Source organism: Dyella sp. 01L423, assembly GCF_056399945.1.
In genome coordinates this window covers 1203160-1219102 of sequence record NZ_JBFTSI010000001.1, presented here as the reverse complement: position 1 = coordinate 1219102, position 15943 = coordinate 1203160, and the positions used below count along the sequence as shown (strand labels likewise).

Here is a 15943-nt window from a genome sequence, read left to right as displayed (position 1 = left end):
GAGGGGGAGACATCCTGTGCCCGTCATCCCAGCGAAGGCTGGGATCCAGTGTCTTGGCAGACGTTGAAAGACACTGGATTCCAGCCTTCGCTGGAATGACGATCTTTTTCCTAAAGCGTGTGCTCCAGAAAAGCGTGCCGCTTGGTGACCTGATCCAGTTCGAGCAGGGTTTCCAGCAGCGCTTCCATCTTGTCCAGCGGCCAGGCGTTGGGGCCGTCGCTGAGTGCTTTGGAAGGATCGGGATGCGTTTCGGCAAACAAGCCGGCCACGCCCACCGCCACCGCCGCACGCGCCAACACCGGCACGAATTCGCGCTGACCGCCCGAGCTCGTGCCCTGCCCGCCCGGCAACTGCACCGAGTGGGTGGCATCGAACACCACCGGGCAGCCGGTATCACGCATCACGCTGAGCGAGCGCATATCCGACACCAGGTTGTTGTAGCCGAAGCTGGCGCCGCGCTCGCACACCATGATGTCGTTGTTGCCGACGGCCTTGGCCTTCTCGGCCACGTTCTTCATCTCCCACGGCGAGAGGAACTGGCCCTTCTTGATGTTCACCGGCTTGCCGGCGCGCGCCACGTTCTGGATGAAGTCGGTCTGGCGGCACAGAAAGGCCGGCGTCTGCAGCACGTCGACCACGGCGGCCACTTCGTTCATCGGCGTGTATTCGTGCACGTCGGTGAGCACGGGCACGCCGAGCTGGCGCTTCACTTCGCCCAGGATCTTCAGGCCCGCTTCCAGGCCGGGGCCGCGAAAGCTGTTGCCCGACGAGCGATTGGCCTTGTCGAAGCTGGACTTGAAGATGAAGTTGATGCCGAGCCTGCCGGTGATTTCCTTGAGCTTGCCGGCGGTATCCATCTGCAGCTGCTCGGACTCGACCACGCAGGGGCCGGCGATCAGGAATAGCGGCTGGTCCAGGCCGACTTCGAAGCCACACAACTTCATGCGACAGACTCCTTCGCAAGACGCTCGCCTTCGCGCACCGCCTTGAACTCGCGGGCGGCCTGCACGAAGCCGATGAACAACGGATGGCCGTCGCGCGGGGTCGAGGTGAATTCCGGATGCGCCTGGCAGCCGAGGAACCACGGGTGCTTCTGCTGCGGCAACTCGACGATTTCGACCAGCAGATCGTCCATCGACTTGCCCGAGATCACCAGGCCGAGATCTTCGAAGGTCTGACGGTAGCGGTTGTTGAATTCATAACGATGACGATGGCGCTCGCGCACCACGTCCTGGCCGTACAGCTCGCGCGCCAGCGTGCCGGCCTTGAGGCGGCATTCCTGGGCGCCCAGGCGCATGGTGCCGCCCAGATCCGAGCGCTCGCTGCGCTGCTCGACTTCGCCCGTGGCGGTGGTCCACTCGGTGATCAGGCCGATCACCGGATCGGGGCTGTTGCGGTCGTTTTCGCTGGAGTCGGCTTCGGTCAGGCCGGCCACGTTGCGGGCGAAATCCACCACGGCGGCGTGCATGCCGTAGCAGATGCCGAAATACGGCACGCCCTTCTCGCGGGCGTACTTGGCGGCCAGCACCTTGCCTTCGAAACCGCGCTTGCCGAAGCCGCCCGGCACCAGGATGGCGTCGGCATTGCCCAGCGCCTTGGCGGCGCCCTCGGCTTCGACCTGCTCCGAATCAACCCAGTTGAGATTGACGCGGGTCAGCTGCTTGATGCCGCCATGGCGCAAGGCCTCGCCCAGGGACTTATAGGCATCCTTGTGCTCGACGTACTTGCCCACGATGGCCACGGTGACCTCGTCCTTGGGATGCTCCACCGCTTCGACGGTGCGCACCCACGACGAAAGATCCGCCGGGCCGACCTGCAGGCCCAGGCGCTTGACCACGATCTCGTCGAGGCCCTGCTTGTGCAGCCACAAGGGCTGCTTATAGATGACGTCCACGTCGGCCGCGCTGATCACGGCGTTCTCAGGCACGTTCGTGAACAGAGCGATCTTGCGGCGCTCGCCATCGGGCAGCGGCTGCTCGCAACGGCACAGCAGCACGTCCGGCTGGATACCGATGGAGCGCAGCTCCTTCACCGAATGCTGGGTGGGCTTGGTTTTGATCTCGCCGGCGGCCTTGATGTATGGCACCAGGGTCAGGTGCATGAACATCACCTTTTCCGGGCCGTGCTCGATACGCAGCTGGCGGATCGCCTCCAGGAACGGCAGCGACTCGATGTCGCCCACGGTACCGCCGATCTCGACCATCGCCACGTCGTAGCCGCGGGTGGCCTCGTGGATGCAGTGCTTGATCTCGTCGGTGATATGCGGAATCACCTGCACGGTGGCGCCCAGATAGTCGCCCCGGCGCTCCTTGCGGATCACCGATTCGTAGATCTTGCCCGTGGTGATGGAGTTCTTGCCCGTGAGGCGCGTATTGACGAAGCGCTCGTAGTGACCCAGGTCCAGGTCGGTCTCCGCGCCGTCGTCGGTCACATAGACCTCGCCGTGCTGGAAGGGGCTCATGGTGCCGGGATCCACATTGATATAGGGATCGAGCTTCATCATGGTGACCGAGAGGCCACGCGCTTCCAGGATGGAAGCCAGCGACGCCGCGGCGATGCCCTTGCCAAGAGAGGACACCACACCGCCGGTGACGAAAATCAGGGGGGTCATGGGATGCAGCCGTGCTGGAAATATGTATTTTAGAGGAAGAACGGTTTAACCGCGAGGGTTTGCGGTGGCTAGATGACTGGCGCGTTCAAGTTTGGGGCCCAGCCCCGCCCGCCCCAACGCCCGATGCCCCTCCCCGTCATTCCGGCGGAAGCCGGAATCCAGCGCCTTTGAGGCAGTGCGGAAGTCACTGGATTCCGGCTTCCGCCGGAATGACGGTGGGGTGACACCGAAGGGAGGTAAGGACCGAAACGCCCTGTCCTAGAAACAACAAAGGCGCCCGAAGGCGCCCTTGTCGTCACGCAGCAGCCCCGGCTTACTCCACCGGCACCATCTGCGACGTCGGATGCATCATGTTCACATTCATGTTGTGCAGCACCCACAGCGAGCCGACCACCACGATGGCCAGGATCAGCAGGGTGAAAAGCATGATGGCGAGATTGCCACGCTGCGACGGCGAGGTTCCCATGTGCAGGAAGTAGACCAGCTGGACGATCAGCTGGGCCACGCCGAACACGATGATGCCCGGCATCATCAGGTCGTGCGGGACCTTGCCGCTCATGACCACGCCGAACGAGGCCAGGGTCAGCACCACCGACAGCACGAAGCCGACGAGGTAGGACTTGGTGCTGCCGTGGGCGGCGTCGTGATGGGCCGCGTCGTGGGACGAATGATGGGCGGACATCAGATGGCACCCCGCAGGTAGACAAAGGTGAAGACGCAGATCCAGACGATGTCCAGGAAGTGCCAGAACAGGCTCAGGCAGGACAGACGGCGACGGGTCGCGTCAGTCAGGCCATAGCGGCGCATCTGATCCATCATCACCACCAGCCAGATCAGGCCACAGGTCACGTGCAGACCATGCGTGCCGACCAGGGTGAAGTAGCTCGACAGGAACGCGCTGCGGCTCGGGCCGGCGCCGTCGGCGATCAGCTTGGCGAACTCATGCACTTCCATGCCGATGAAGCCGGCACCGAACACGAACGTCACCGCCAGCCACGCCAGCAGCCGGTTCTTCTTGCCGGCATGCATGGCGAGCATGGCCATGCCGAAGGTGACCGACGAGATCAGCAGCAGCATGGTCTCGCCGAGCACGTACGGCAGCTCGAACAGCTCCTTGCCGCCAGGGCCGCCCGCGGTGGCGTTGGCCAGCACGGCGAAGGTCGCGAACAGGCCCGAGAAGATCAGGCAGTCGCTCATCAGATAGATCCAGAACCCCAGCAGGGTCTTGGATCCATCGTCGTGGTGATGGGCATCTCCCCCGTGGGAGATGCCGTCGAGCGCGCCGTGGGTGGCGCTTACTGCAGGACTGCTCATGACTTACGCCACCTTCTGACGCTGTGGCGCGCCCACCGGAGCCACCTGCGTGGTCTGGAACTGCTTGAGCTGGGCGTGACGCGAACGCTCGATGCGCTCCACTTCGGCCGCCGGCACCCAGTAATCGATGTCGCGGTCGTAGGCGCGGACGATGAAGGAGGCAATCATGCCAAGCAGGCCGATCGCCGCCATCCACCAGATGTGCCACACCAGGGCAAAACCCAGGACCGTACCGAACGCGCCCATGACCACACCGACGCCGGTGTTGCGGGGCATGTGAATGTCTTCGTACTTGGCAGGTTGCACGTAGGCGACTCCGTTTTGTTTGTCTTCCCAGAACTGGTCCAGTTCACGGACCTGGGGCAGCGTTGCAAAGTTGTAGAACGGTGCGGGCGAGCTGATCGACCATTCCAGGGTGCGGCCACCCCACGGGTCGCCGCTGGGATCGGTGAGCTTCTTGCGGTCGCGCACGCTGACGTAGAACTGCATGAGGATGCAGAAGATGCCGACTGCGATGATTCCCGCGCCGATGGCGGCCACGACCAAGTAGGGCTGCCAATCGGGGTTCGCATAGTGGTTCATGCGACGCGTCATGCCCTTCAGGCCGAGGATGTACAGCGGCACGAAGGCCACGTAGAAACCCACCAGCCAGCACCAGAACGACGCCTTGCCCCAGGCCTCGTTCAAGCGGAAGCCGAACGCCTTGGGGAACCAGTAGTTGATCGCCGCCAGGCAGCCAAACACCACGCCGCCAATGATCACGTTATGGAAGTGCGCGATCAGGAACACGCTGTTGTGCAGGACGAAGTCCGCACCCGGCACCGCCATCAGCACGCCGGTGACGCCGCCCACCACGAAGGTGACCATGAAGCCGATCGTCCACAGCATCGGCACGGTCATTTCGACGCGGCCGCGGTACATGGTGAACAACCAGTTGAACAACTTCGCCCCGGTAGGCACCGAGATGATCATCGTCATGATGCCGAAGAAGGCATTGACGTTGGCACCCGAACCCATGGTGAAGAAGTGGTGCAGCCACACCAGGAACGACAGCACGCCGATCGCCGAGGTGGCGTACACCATCGACTTGTAACCGAACAGCGGCTTCTTCGAGAACGTGGCGACGATTTCCGAGTACGCGCCAAAGCACGGCAGCACCAGGATGTAGACCTCAGGGTGGCCCCAGATCCAGATCAGGTTCACGTACATCATGGCGTTGCCGCCAAGATCGTTGGTGAAGAAATGCATGCCGAGATAACGGTCGGCCGTGAGCAGCGCCAGCGTCACCGTGAGGATCGGGAACGCAGCGACGATCAGGATGTTGGTGACCAGCGCCGTCCAGGTGAACACCGGCATCTTCATCAGCGTCATGCCGGGCGTGCGCATCTTCATGATAGTGACGATGAAGTTGATGCCGCTCAGCGTGGTGCCTAGACCCGATAGCTGCAGTGCCCAAATGTAGTAATCGACGCCGACGGTTGGACTGTAATCAAGCCCGGACAACGGCGGATACGCCAGCCAGCCGGTCGCGGCGAAGTCGCCGACGAACAGCGACACCATCACCAGGAACACGCCTGACAGGAACAGCCAGAAGCTGAGCGAGTTGAGGAACGGATACGCCACGTCGCGCGCGCCGATCTGCAGCGGCACCACCATGTTCATCAGGCCGGTGATCAGCGGCATCGCCACGAAGAAGATCATGATCACGCCGTGGGCGGTGAACACCTGATCGAAGTGGTGCGGCGGCAGGTAACCGGCCGAATCGGCCGCTGCCGTCGCCTGCTGCAAGCGCATCATCAGGGCATCGGCAAAGCCGCGCAGCAGCATGACCAGCGCCACGATGATGTACATGATGCCGATCTTCTTGTGGTCCACCGAGGTGAACCACTCCTTCCACAGGTAACCCCACAGACGGAACTTGGTAAGAGCCGCGAGCATCGCCAGGCCGCCAAGAAGGACGGCGGCGAGCGTCACCATCACGATCGGCTCGTGATAGGGAATCGCGTCAAGGGTGAGCTTTCCAAACATGGCTTACTTCTCTGCCTTGGCCGGGGTGATGTTCGAGGACACAGCGCCCCCGTCCTGGTGTTCGTGCATGTCCATCTGCATGCTTTCTTCCGGCGCGTCGTGATCCATATCCATCGACATCGCTTCATGCGTGCCGGCGTCATGCGACATGCCGTCCATGTGTTGGTTGAGCACGCTGGAGAACAAGCCGTTACTGACGTTGCCGTAGTAGGCAACCGGCGTCTTCTCGCTGGGCTTGGCCAGCGTCTTGTAGCTGTCGGCGTCGAGCGTGGCCGGCGTGGCCTTGGCCTTGGCGATCCAGTCCTTGAAGCCGTCTTCCGAGGTGGCGATGGCCTTGAAGTGCATGTCCGAGAAGCCTTCGCCACTGAAGTTGGTCGACAGGCCGTCGTACGCACCCTGCTCGCGGGCGATCAGGTGCAGCTTGGTTTCCATGCCCGCCATCGCGTAGACCTGGCTGCCCAGCTGCGGGATGAAGAAGGCGTTCATCACCGAATCGGAGGTGATCTGGAAATTGACCGGGCGATCGACCGGGAAGGCCAGCTCGTTGACCGAGGCCACGCCGTATTCCGGATAGACGAACAGCCACTTCCAGTCCATCGAGACGACCTGCACGGTCACCGGCTTGGCTTCCGACTCCAGCGGCTTGTACGGATCGAGCGCATGCGAGCTCGTCCAGGTGATCACCGCAAGGATCGCCACGATGATCGCGGGGATCGTCCACACCACCACTTCGATCTTGCTCGAGTGCGACCACGTCGGCGCGTAGGTGGCCTTCTTGTTGGCCTTGCGGTAGCGCCAAGGAAACCAAAGCGTCATCGCGATCACCGGAATCGCCACGATGGCCATCAGGCCCAGCGCGATCAGGATCAGGGATTTCTCGTGGGCACCGATGTCGCCCTTGGGCGTGAGGACTTCCAAGTTGCAACCGCTGAGCAATACAGCGGCGCCAACGCCTGCGTAGCGCAAGCGCGAAATAAGGGCATGCATGTTCACTGACTACCTGGGGTACAGCGTGGGGACGGGCGGCATGGTAGCGATTTGTCTGAGCGTTTTCGCCTCCTAGAGACACAATGCCGCACATGCAACATTTTGCGCATGAGGTCGCGACCACTTGACTTGAAAAAGCAAGCGCGCGCACCCGCATTCGTGCGTCGACCTTGGTCGAAAAACGAAGAATTTCGTCCGCGCAGCGCCCTGCTAACATGCGCCGATGGACCTCACCACGCCGATGAAACTGGCCGCCCTGCGGCAAGCCATGCAGCAACACGGCATCGCCGCCTGCCTCGTGCCCAGCGCCGACCCCCACCTTTCTGAATATCTGCCCGCGCACTGGCAGGCTCGCGAATGGCTGTCCGGCTTTACCGGCTCGGCCGGCAGCCTGGTGGTCACGGCCGATCACGCCGGCCTATGGACGGACAGCCGCTACTTCGCGCAAGCCGGCACGGAACTGGCGGGCAGTGGCATCGAATTGATGAAGCAGCGCGTCGCGCATGCGCCGGAACATATCGAGTGGCTGCTTGAGCGTTTGAGCGAGGACCAGGTGCTGGCCGTTGCCGGTGACAGTTTCTCGCTGTCCGCCGCGCGGCAGCTGGAGCGACGCCTGGAACGCAACGGCGCGAAGCTGCGCACAAACCTCGACCTGCCGGCACTGATCTGGCCGGATCGTCCCGCCCTGCCGGCCGCTCCTGTCGTGGAACATCCGGCCCGCTACGCCGGCCAGTCGCGCAGCGACAAGTTCAGCCGCCTGCGCACCGCCATGCGCAAACTGGGCGCCAGCCATCATCTGGTGTCCAGCCTGGACGACATCGCCTGGCTCACCAACCTGCGCGGCAGCGACGTGGAATGCAATCCGGTGTTCCTCGCGCATCTGCTGGTGCAGGCCGAAGGGCACGCCACCTTGTTCGTGGACCGGGGCAAGCTCAGCGACGCCCTGGTGCAGGCGCTCCACGCCGACCAGGTGCGCATCGCCTACTACGCGACGGTGACCGACACACTGGCCGAATTGGGTGCGCAAGATCGACTGCTGCTGGACGGCAACCGCGTCGTGGTGGCCGTGGCGTCGGCGATTCCGGCAGCCACGCCACTGGTCGAAGCAGCCAATCCGTCGACACTGTTCAAGGCGCGCAAAAGCGAAGCCGAGCTGGAACACGTCCGCGACGCCATGCGCCGGGATGGCGCAGCCCTGGTACGCGCGTTCCGCCGGCTGGAGGAGCGCGTCATCGCCGGCATGAAGCAGACCGAGCTCGACGTCGATGCCCTGCTGCGCGAAGAGCGTTCCGCGCAACCGAATTTCGTCGGCGAAAGCTTCTCGACCATCGCCGGCTATCAGGCGAATGGCGCCCTGCCCCATTACCGCGCCACCCCGGAGGCCCACAGCACGCTGAAGCCACAGGGCCTGCTGCTGGTCGATTCCGGCGGCCAATACCTGGGCGGCACGACCGACGTCACCCGCGTGCTGGCGCTGGGCGACACCACCGCCGAACAGCGCCGCGACTCTACTTTAGTGATGAAGGGCCTGATCGCCCTCAGCCGCGCCCGTTTCCCCAAGGGCGCGAGCGGTCCGCAGCTCGATGCCCTGGCCCGCGCGCCGCTCTGGGCCAGCGGCATGGACTATGGCCACGGCACCGGCCATGGCGTGGGTTACTTCCTTAATGTGCACGAAGGCCCGCAAGGCATCCGCCCGCCGGCGTCGGGCGCCACCCTGGTGCCGCTGGATCCGGGCATGATCACCTCGATCGAGCCGGGCCTGTACAAACCGGGCCGCCACGGCATCCGCCACGAAAACCTGGCGGTGGTGATTGAGGCGGACAAGACCGAATTCGGCGAGTTCTACGCATTCGAGACACTTACCCTGTGCCCGTTCGACCGCCGCGCGCTGGAGCCGGAACTGCTCAATCCGGAGGAACGGGCATGGCTGGACGACTATCACGCCACCGTACGCGCTGCCCTGGCGCCGCTGTTGGAAGATGCCGACCTGGTGTGGCTGGAGCGGCACTGCGCTCCCCTTTAACACTGCCCCTCCTTGTGGGAGCGCACCCTGTGTGCGAACCGGGCCGGCCGAAGGCCGGTTCGCACACAGGGTGCGCTCCCACAAAGGGATGCTTGACCTTCCCGCCCCCGGCAACCCATCCTCCCCGTCTTAGCCAACCCGATCCTTCCCCATGAGCAGTCGCTACAACGCCGCCGACATTGAAGTCCTCTCTGGCCTTGACCCCGTCAAGCGCCGCCCGGGCATGTATACCGACACCTCGCGCCCGAACCATCTGGCGCAGGAAGTCATCGACAACTCGGTGGACGAGGCCATCTCCGGCTACGCCAAGACGCTGGACGTAATCGTCCATACCGACGGTTCGGTGGAAGTGAGCGATGACGGCCGCGGCATGCCGGTGGATATCCATCCGGAAGAAGGTGTGCCGGGCGTCGAGCTGATCCTCACGCGCCTGCATGCGGGCGGCAAGTTCTCCGGCAAGAACTACAACTTCTCCGGCGGCCTGCACGGCGTGGGCGTGTCGGTGGTGAACGCGCTGTCCAACCGCGTGGAAGTCACCATCCGCCGCGACGGCAACGAATACCGCATGGCGTTCGAAAACGGCGACCGCGCCAGCGACCTCGAAATCATCGGTTCGGTACCGAAGAAGAAGACCGGTACCACCGTGCGCTTCTGGGCCGATCCGAAATACTTCGACTCGCCGAAGATCTCGCTGTCGAAGCTGCGCCACCTTCTGCGCGCCAAGGCCGTGTTGTGTGCCGGCCTGAGCGTGAAGCTCACCGATGAGGCGACCGCCGAAGTCAACGAGTGGTATTACGAGGACGGCTTGCGCGATTACCTGCGCGATGAGCTGGACGGCGCCGAAGCCATTCCCGCCGAACTGTTCGTTCACCACATCCAGCGCGAGGCGGACGGCCTCGACGTCGCCCTTGCCTGGCTGCCGGAAGGCGAGCTGGTGCAGGAAAGCTACGTCAACCTGATTCCCACCGCGCAAGGCGGCACGCATGTGAACGGCCTGCGCTCAGGCCTCACCAATGCGATCCGCGAATTCTGCGACATCCGCAACCTGCTCCCGCGCGGCGTGAAGCTGGCGCCGGAAGACGTGTGGGAACGCCTCGCCTTCGTGCTGTCGACCAAGTTGCAGGATCCGCAGTTCGCCGGCCAGACCAAGGAGCGCCTGTCGTCGCGCAACGCCGCGGGCATGGTCGAGAACGTCATCCACGATGCCTTCAGCCTGTGGCTCAACCAGCACGTGGATCTGGGCGAACGCATCGCGCAGCTCGCCATCGAGCGCGCCAGTGCGCGCCTGAAAGCCGCCAAGCAGGTGGTGCGCAAGAAGATCACCCAGGGCCCCGCCCTGCCCGGCAAGCTGGCCGACTGCACCGCCACCGACCTCACCCGCACCGAGCTGTTCCTGGTCGAGGGCGACTCGGCCGGCGGCAGCGCCAAGCAGGCGCGCGACAAGGAATTCCAGGCGATTCTTCCCTTGCGCGGCAAGATCTTGAATACCTGGGAAGTGGAATCGGGCTCGGTGCTCGCTTCCGAAGAAGTGCACAACCTCGCCGTGGCGATCGGCTGCGATCCGGGCAAGGACGATCTCTCCGGCCTGCGCTACGGCAAGGTGATCATCCTTGCCGATGCCGACTCCGACGGCCTGCATATCGCCACCCTGCTGAGCGCACTGTTCCTGCGCCACTTCCCGTCGCTGGTGCGCGAGGGCCATGTCTTCGTCGCCATGCCGCCTCTGTTCCGCGTGGACGTGGGCAAGCAGGTGTTCTATTGCCTGGACGAGAACGAGAAGAACGCGATGCTCGAACGCGTGCAACGCGAGAAGATGAAAGGCCAGGTCAATACCACCCGCTTCAAGGGCCTGGGCGAGATGAATCCGCCGCAGCTGCGCGAATCCACCATCCATCCGGACACGCGCCGTTTGGTGCAGCTCACCGTGGATGGCGACGACGGCACGACCAAGCTGATGGATATGTTGCTGGCCAAGAAGCGCGCCAGTGATCGCAAGGCTTGGCTTGAGGAAAAGGGCGACTTGGCGACGCTGGAGGTCTGAGTTCGCTTAGCTGGCCCCCGCAGATCACGCGCTTAGCGCTTGTCTGTGGGAGCGCACCCTGTGCGCGACGGCCACGCCTGGGTGTATCGCTCCGCAGGCTTGTCGCGCACAGGGTGCGCTCCCACACAAAAAACCGACCGGCAAGTTTGATCCGCCTCTGCGCGCTCCTACAAATAGCGGCGCCCCGGGGCAACTACACCGTGAGACACCCTTTCCCAAAGGATGCGGCCGGCGTTATCTTGATGATCTCCCGCCCCCGGAGTACCCATGGCCCTCACGCCTCCCATCGACCTGCAGCGCTGGATCGACGAGCATCGGCATCTGCTCAAGCCGCCGGTCGGCAACAAATGCATCGTCGATGGCGATTTCATCGTGATGATCGTGGGCGGGCCGAACTCCCGCACCGATTACCACTATGACGAGGGCCCGGAGTTCTTCTACCAGCTCGAAGGCGAGATGGTGTTGAAGGTGCAGGATGAAGGCGTAGCGCGCGACATTCCCATTCGCGCCGGGCAGATGTTCTATCTGCCGCCGTGCGTGCCGCATTCGCCGCAGCGCCTGCCCGAATCGATCGGGCTGGTGATCGAACGCCGCCGACTGGCGGGCGAGAAAGACGGCCTGATGTGGTACTGCGAGCGCTGCAACCACAAGCTGTACGAGGAGTACTTCACCCTCGACAGCATCGAGCGGGATTTTCCGCCGGTTTTTGAGCGCTTCTACCGCTCGATCGACGCGCGCACCTGCGTCGAATGCGGTCACCTCAATCCGGCGCCGGCGAAGTATTCCGGGCAGCCCGCCTGAATTCAGCGCCGCTCAGGCGCGCAACAACCACTTGCGCGCCATGCGTGCCAACGAGGCATCGGCCGATGGATCTTCGGCGATCTCGAGAATGGAACGCCACGCCAGCGCATTCGATTCCTCGTTGATGACATAGGCTTCGTTGGTGCCCGCACGAACGACGTAACGCACGTCGTAATGCCAGTGCTCAGGCTCGTTGCCGCGCGCAGGAATGCGGTGGCGATCCAGGTCGAACGGCTCAGCTTCGACACTCAAATCAACCAGACCGGACTCCTCTTCGGCTTCGCGCAACGCCACGCGCGCCAGATCCGTGTCGCCGTCGGCGTGACCGCCCAGCTGCAACCAGCGACCCAGCTTGCGGTGGTGGGTGAGCAGGACCCGCTCGCCGTCGGCGCTCACCAGCCATGCCGACCCGGTGAAGTGACCTTCCAGCGCCTCCCGAAAGAACACGCGCTGCCCTTCCTCCAGAAATGCCTCGAAATGCCCGGCATCGCTCTCCTGCGGCCATTGCTGGCGATAGTGCTGGAGCTGTGCAAACAACATGTCCATCGATAGTCCGTGTCAGTCAAAACCGGCCGCGCAGCTGCGGCACGGCGGGCCGCATTATTCCAGACGCCGCCGAGACTGGCACGGGCCAGCTGCGCGTTCCCGGCCAGCCGCAATGCAGCTTGTACCCCCAAGGCCCGCTGGGCTATGGTTCCGTGTCGTCGCAGGGGAAGCGACGTTAATGGCCATGGCGAAAGTCACGGTTTCACGCTTTTAAGAAACGAGCATTCCGGCGGTAGGGGAGAAACATGCTGAAAAACCTGTTCGCGACGCATCCCATTGAAGCGTCGCCACACGTCGACGCGGGCGAACTGCCCCACGACGGCCTGCAAGGCGAAACCAGCCTCAAGCGCGTACTGACCGCGCGTCACCTGGTGACGCTTGGCATCGGTGCGGTGATCGGCGCCGGTATCTTCGTCATCACCGGCCAGGCCGCCGCCGAACACGCGGGCCCTGCCCTGGTCATCAGCTTCATCGTCGCCGGTATCGCCTGCGCTTTCGCCGGCCTGTGCTACGCCGAATTCGCCGCGATGATCCCGGTTTCGGGCAGCGCCTACGCCTACTCCTATGCCACGCTCGGCGAAATCGTCGCCTGGTTCATCGGCTGGAATCTCGTCCTCGAGTATCTCTTTGCCGTCGCCACGGTGGCGGCGGGCTGGTCGGGATATTTCAACGAGTGCCTGTCAATTCTCGGACACTGGACGGGACTGCCGCTGGCGCTCCCCGACTATCTGTCGAGCGCGCCGCTGAAGTTCACCGACACGCATCAGATCGTGACCACCGGTGCGCTGATCAATCTGCCGGCGGTGTTGATCGTGGCTGGCCTGACCTGGCTTTGCTACGTGGGCATCACCCAGTCCACCTTCGTCAACTCGCTGATTGTGACGATCAAGGTGCTGGTGATCTCGCTGTTCCTGATCTTCTCGTTCCGCTATATCAATCCGGCCAACTGGCATCCGTTCATTCCGCCGGAAGAAGGCCCGGGTCGCTTTGGCACGAGCGGCATCTTCCGCGCCGCGGTGCTGGTGTTCTTCTCCTACGTGGGCTTCGATGCGGTTTCCACCGCCGCCGGCGAAGCGAAGAACCCGCAGCGCGACATGCCGATCGGCATTCTCGGTTCGCTCGCCATCTGCACCGTGCTGTACATCGCGATGGCGCTCACGCTCACCGGCATCGCCCCGTACCACATGTTGGGCACGCCGGAACCGGTGGCCACGGCGTTGAGCCTCTATCCGCAGCTGACCTGGCTGAAGGCCATCGTCTCGTTCGGTGCGCTGGCTGGCTTGTCCTCGGTGATCCTGGTGATGTTGCTGGGCACCTCGCGCATCTTCTTCAGCATGGCGAGGGATGGCCTGCTGCCCAAGGGCATGTCGCGCGTACACGCCTCGCACCGCACGCCGCACGTCGCCACCATCATCGCCGGCGTCGCTGCCCTGGTGATCGCCGGCCTGTTCCCGGTGAGCATCCTGGGTGAACTGGTCTCGATGGGCACCCTGCTGGCGTTCACCACCGTGTGCATCGGCGTGCTGATCCTGCGTTATACGCGTCCGGAACTGCCGCGCTCGTTCCGTGTGCCGGGCGGCATGATCGGCGTGTGGATGGTGGCGGTGCTCGGTTCGGTGATCTGCCTGTATCTGTTCTGGCAGTCGTTCCGCGCCAATTGGCCGCTGATGCTGGGCTGGACCGTGATCGGCATGCTCATCTATTTCTTCTATGGGTATTCCCATAGCAAGCTACGCAAGCAAAACTCCTGATCTGACACGAAGGGCCGGCTTAGCGCCGGCCCTCTCGTTTTGAATCCCGCGCCTCTCGTGGCACCAGGTCGACGCATGCTCAAACAGTTATTCGCTCGCAAAACCGATTTCTCCGACGCCGACGACGCGTCCCACGGCCCCACCCTGCGCCGCACCCTTGGCCCCTGGGGCATCACCGCGCTGGGTATTGGCGCGGTGATCGGCACCGGCATCTTCGTGGTGACCGGCCAGGCCGCCGCCGAACACGCCGGCCCCGCCGTGCTGATCTCCTTCATGCTCGCGGCGCTGTGCAGCGGCTTTACCGCGCTGTGCTACGCCGAATTCGCGACGCTGATTCCAGTCTCGGGCAGTTCCTATTCCTACGCCTACGCCACGCTCGGTGAGCTGCTGGCCTGGTTTATCGGCTGGAACATGGTGCTGGAATACGGCATTTCAGCCTCGGCCGTCGCGGCCAGCTGGACCGGTTACTTCACCAGCATGCTGGATCAGGTGGGCATCCACCTGCCCGTGTCGTTGACTGAAGCGCCGCTGGCGTTCACCGACGGACACCTGGTCACCACCGGGCATCTGATGAATCTTCCCGCCGTGGCGATCGTGCTGGCGCTCACCTGGCTGTGCTACGTCGGCATCCGCGAATCGGCGGGCCTGAACGTGTTGATGGTGGCGCTCAAGGTGGGCCTGATCATCGTGGTGGTGGTGGCGGGTTATCGCTATATCGATCCGGCCAACTGGCATCCGTTCATTCCCGCCAATGAAGCGCCTGGCAAATATGGCTGGTCTGGCATCATGCGCGGCGCGGCGATGGTGTTCTTCGCCTATATCGGCTTTGAGGCCACCTCCACGGCGGCGCAGGAATGCAAGAACCCGCAGCGCGATCTGCCGTTCGGCACCCTGGTGTCGCTGGTGATCTGCACCATCCTCTATCTGGCGATGGCAGCGGTGCTGACCGGCCTGATCTCGTACACCGAGCTGGGCACCAGCGAACCGGTGGTGACGGCGATCAAGAACCATCCGGAACTGGGCTGGCTGCGCTGGGTGGTGGAGATCGGCGCGATGATCGGCCTGTCGTCGGTGATCCTGGTCATGATCATCGCGCAACCGCGCATTTTCATGATCATGTCGCGCGACGGCCTGCTGCCTCCGATCTTCAACCGCATTCATCCCAAGCACCGCACGCCGCACATCAACACGGTGATCACCGGCATTGGCATCGCCGTGCTCGCTGCCATTTTTCCGCTGGACCTGCTGGCCGATCTCACCTCGATGGGCACCTTGATCGCCTTCGTGGCGGTGTGCGCAGGCGTGCTGATCCTTCGCTACACGGCTCCGCAGCTGCATCGTGGATTCCGCGTGCCGTGGGTCTGGTTTATCTGCCCCGCCGGCGTGCTCAGCTGCCTGGCCCTGCTGGGCGCCATGGCCTGGTTCAATTGGCTGTTGATGATCATATGGACCGTCATCGGCCTGGCGATCTACTTCGGTTACGGCATCCGTCACAGCCGTCTCCGCCGCGCTTCCTGAAGGGCCTGGCGATCTTGGCGGCGATCTGCCGCCAACGTCGCCGAAAATCCGAAAAGCCGCACCCTGCGCGCCAGGAAGGAATGATAGGCCCCGGAAGGCTATTCGTGATCGCCAATCTCTAATAGTCCAACAAGTCATTGTTTTTGTTGGATTTAACGAGACTTTTTCGAGAAAATTTTGGCCGCCACAGGCCCAAAAATGCCTGGCCGGGAGTATCATCTGTGCTCCGTGGTAATCACTTGGCAGTGGGCCCCGGATTGCCGCCCGGCGCGTCAGGCGGGTCAGCTCCTTGGCCTGACGCGTCTGGGCAGCATCTTCTCTCT

Annotated in this window: 12 protein-coding genes; 5 read left to right on the top strand and 7 right to left on the bottom strand. The window is 63.5% G+C overall.

The window, feature by feature from the left end; all coding sequences use genetic code 11:
• Window positions 1–110: 110 nt before the first annotated feature.
• The 6 genes from kdsA to cyoA all read right to left on the bottom strand — a co-directional run bounded on the left by kdsA (window position 111) and on the right by cyoA (window position 6940).
• Window positions 111–944: a 3-deoxy-8-phosphooctulonate synthase gene (kdsA, locus tag AC1DMY_RS05565; RefSeq protein ID WP_121879494.1), complete on the bottom strand. Its 834-nt coding sequence runs from the start codon at window positions 942–944 to the stop codon at window positions 111–113.
• Window positions 941–2611: a CTP synthase gene (locus tag AC1DMY_RS05560; RefSeq protein WP_441603372.1), complete on the bottom strand. Its 1671-nt coding sequence runs from the start codon at window positions 2609–2611 to the stop codon at window positions 941–943. The genes kdsA and AC1DMY_RS05560 overlap by 4 nt, the downstream gene beginning before the upstream one ends.
• Window positions 2612–2924: 313 nt before the next feature.
• The gene (gene cyoD, locus AC1DMY_RS05555) at window positions 2925–3293 is read right to left on the bottom strand and encodes a cytochrome o ubiquinol oxidase subunit IV (protein ID WP_426271526.1); all 369 of its coding nucleotides are present in this window, start codon (window positions 3291–3293) and stop codon (window positions 2925–2927) included.
• Window positions 3293–3925: a cytochrome o ubiquinol oxidase subunit III gene (gene cyoC / locus AC1DMY_RS05550; protein WP_477163988.1), complete on the bottom strand. Its 633-nt coding sequence runs from the start codon at window positions 3923–3925 to the stop codon at window positions 3293–3295. The genes cyoD and cyoC overlap by 1 nt, the downstream gene beginning before the upstream one ends.
• A 3-nt stretch (window positions 3926–3928) precedes the next feature.
• On the bottom strand, window positions 3929–5953 hold the full coding sequence (gene cyoB, locus AC1DMY_RS05545) for a cytochrome o ubiquinol oxidase subunit I (RefSeq protein WP_477163987.1): 2025 nt from the start codon (window positions 5951–5953) through the stop codon (window positions 3929–3931).
• A 3-nt stretch (window positions 5954–5956) separates the two neighbouring features.
• On the bottom strand, window positions 5957–6940 hold the full coding sequence (gene cyoA / locus AC1DMY_RS05540; protein ID WP_477163986.1) for a ubiquinol oxidase subunit II: 984 nt from the start codon (window positions 6938–6940) through the stop codon (window positions 5957–5959).
• 223 nt (window positions 6941–7163) lie between these two features.
• On the opposite strand from cyoA, the gene AC1DMY_RS05535 reads away from it, so the two are divergent.
• The 3 genes from AC1DMY_RS05535 (at window position 7164) to AC1DMY_RS05525 (ending at window position 11805) form a co-directional block, all read left to right on the top strand.
• Window positions 7164–8963, top strand: a complete 1800-nt coding sequence (locus AC1DMY_RS05535; RefSeq protein ID WP_477163985.1) for an aminopeptidase P family N-terminal domain-containing protein — start codon at window positions 7164–7166, stop codon at window positions 8961–8963.
• A 151-nt stretch (window positions 8964–9114) separates the two neighbouring features.
• A complete protein-coding gene (gene parE / locus AC1DMY_RS05530; RefSeq protein WP_477163984.1) occupies window positions 9115–11004 on the top strand; it encodes a DNA topoisomerase IV subunit B in 1890 nt (629 codons plus the stop codon).
• Window positions 11005–11271: 267 nt separating this feature from the next.
• Window positions 11272–11805: a 3-hydroxyanthranilate 3,4-dioxygenase gene (locus AC1DMY_RS05525; RefSeq protein ID WP_046971474.1), complete on the top strand. Its 534-nt coding sequence runs from the start codon at window positions 11272–11274 to the stop codon at window positions 11803–11805.
• A 12-nt stretch (window positions 11806–11817) separates the two neighbouring features.
• Here AC1DMY_RS05525 and AC1DMY_RS05520 read toward each other — a convergent pair whose 3' ends face one another.
• On the bottom strand, window positions 11818–12351 hold the full coding sequence (locus AC1DMY_RS05520) for an NUDIX hydrolase (protein ID WP_477163983.1): 534 nt from the start codon (window positions 12349–12351) through the stop codon (window positions 11818–11820).
• A 245-nt stretch (window positions 12352–12596) separates the two neighbouring features.
• Here AC1DMY_RS05520 and AC1DMY_RS05515 point away from each other — a divergent pair, with 245 nt between their 5' ends.
• Together AC1DMY_RS05515 and AC1DMY_RS05510 are read left to right on the top strand one after the other, a co-directional pair.
• Window positions 12597–14102 carry an amino acid permease gene (locus AC1DMY_RS05515; protein WP_477163982.1) on the top strand — a complete coding sequence of 502 codons (1506 nt, stop codon included), beginning with the start codon at window positions 12597–12599 and terminating at the stop codon, window positions 14100–14102.
• A 75-nt stretch (window positions 14103–14177) separates the two neighbouring features.
• Window positions 14178–15620 carry an amino acid permease gene (locus AC1DMY_RS05510; RefSeq protein ID WP_477163981.1) on the top strand — a complete coding sequence of 481 codons (1443 nt, stop codon included), beginning with the start codon at window positions 14178–14180 and terminating at the stop codon, window positions 15618–15620.
• Window positions 15621–15943 lie beyond the last annotated feature (323 nt).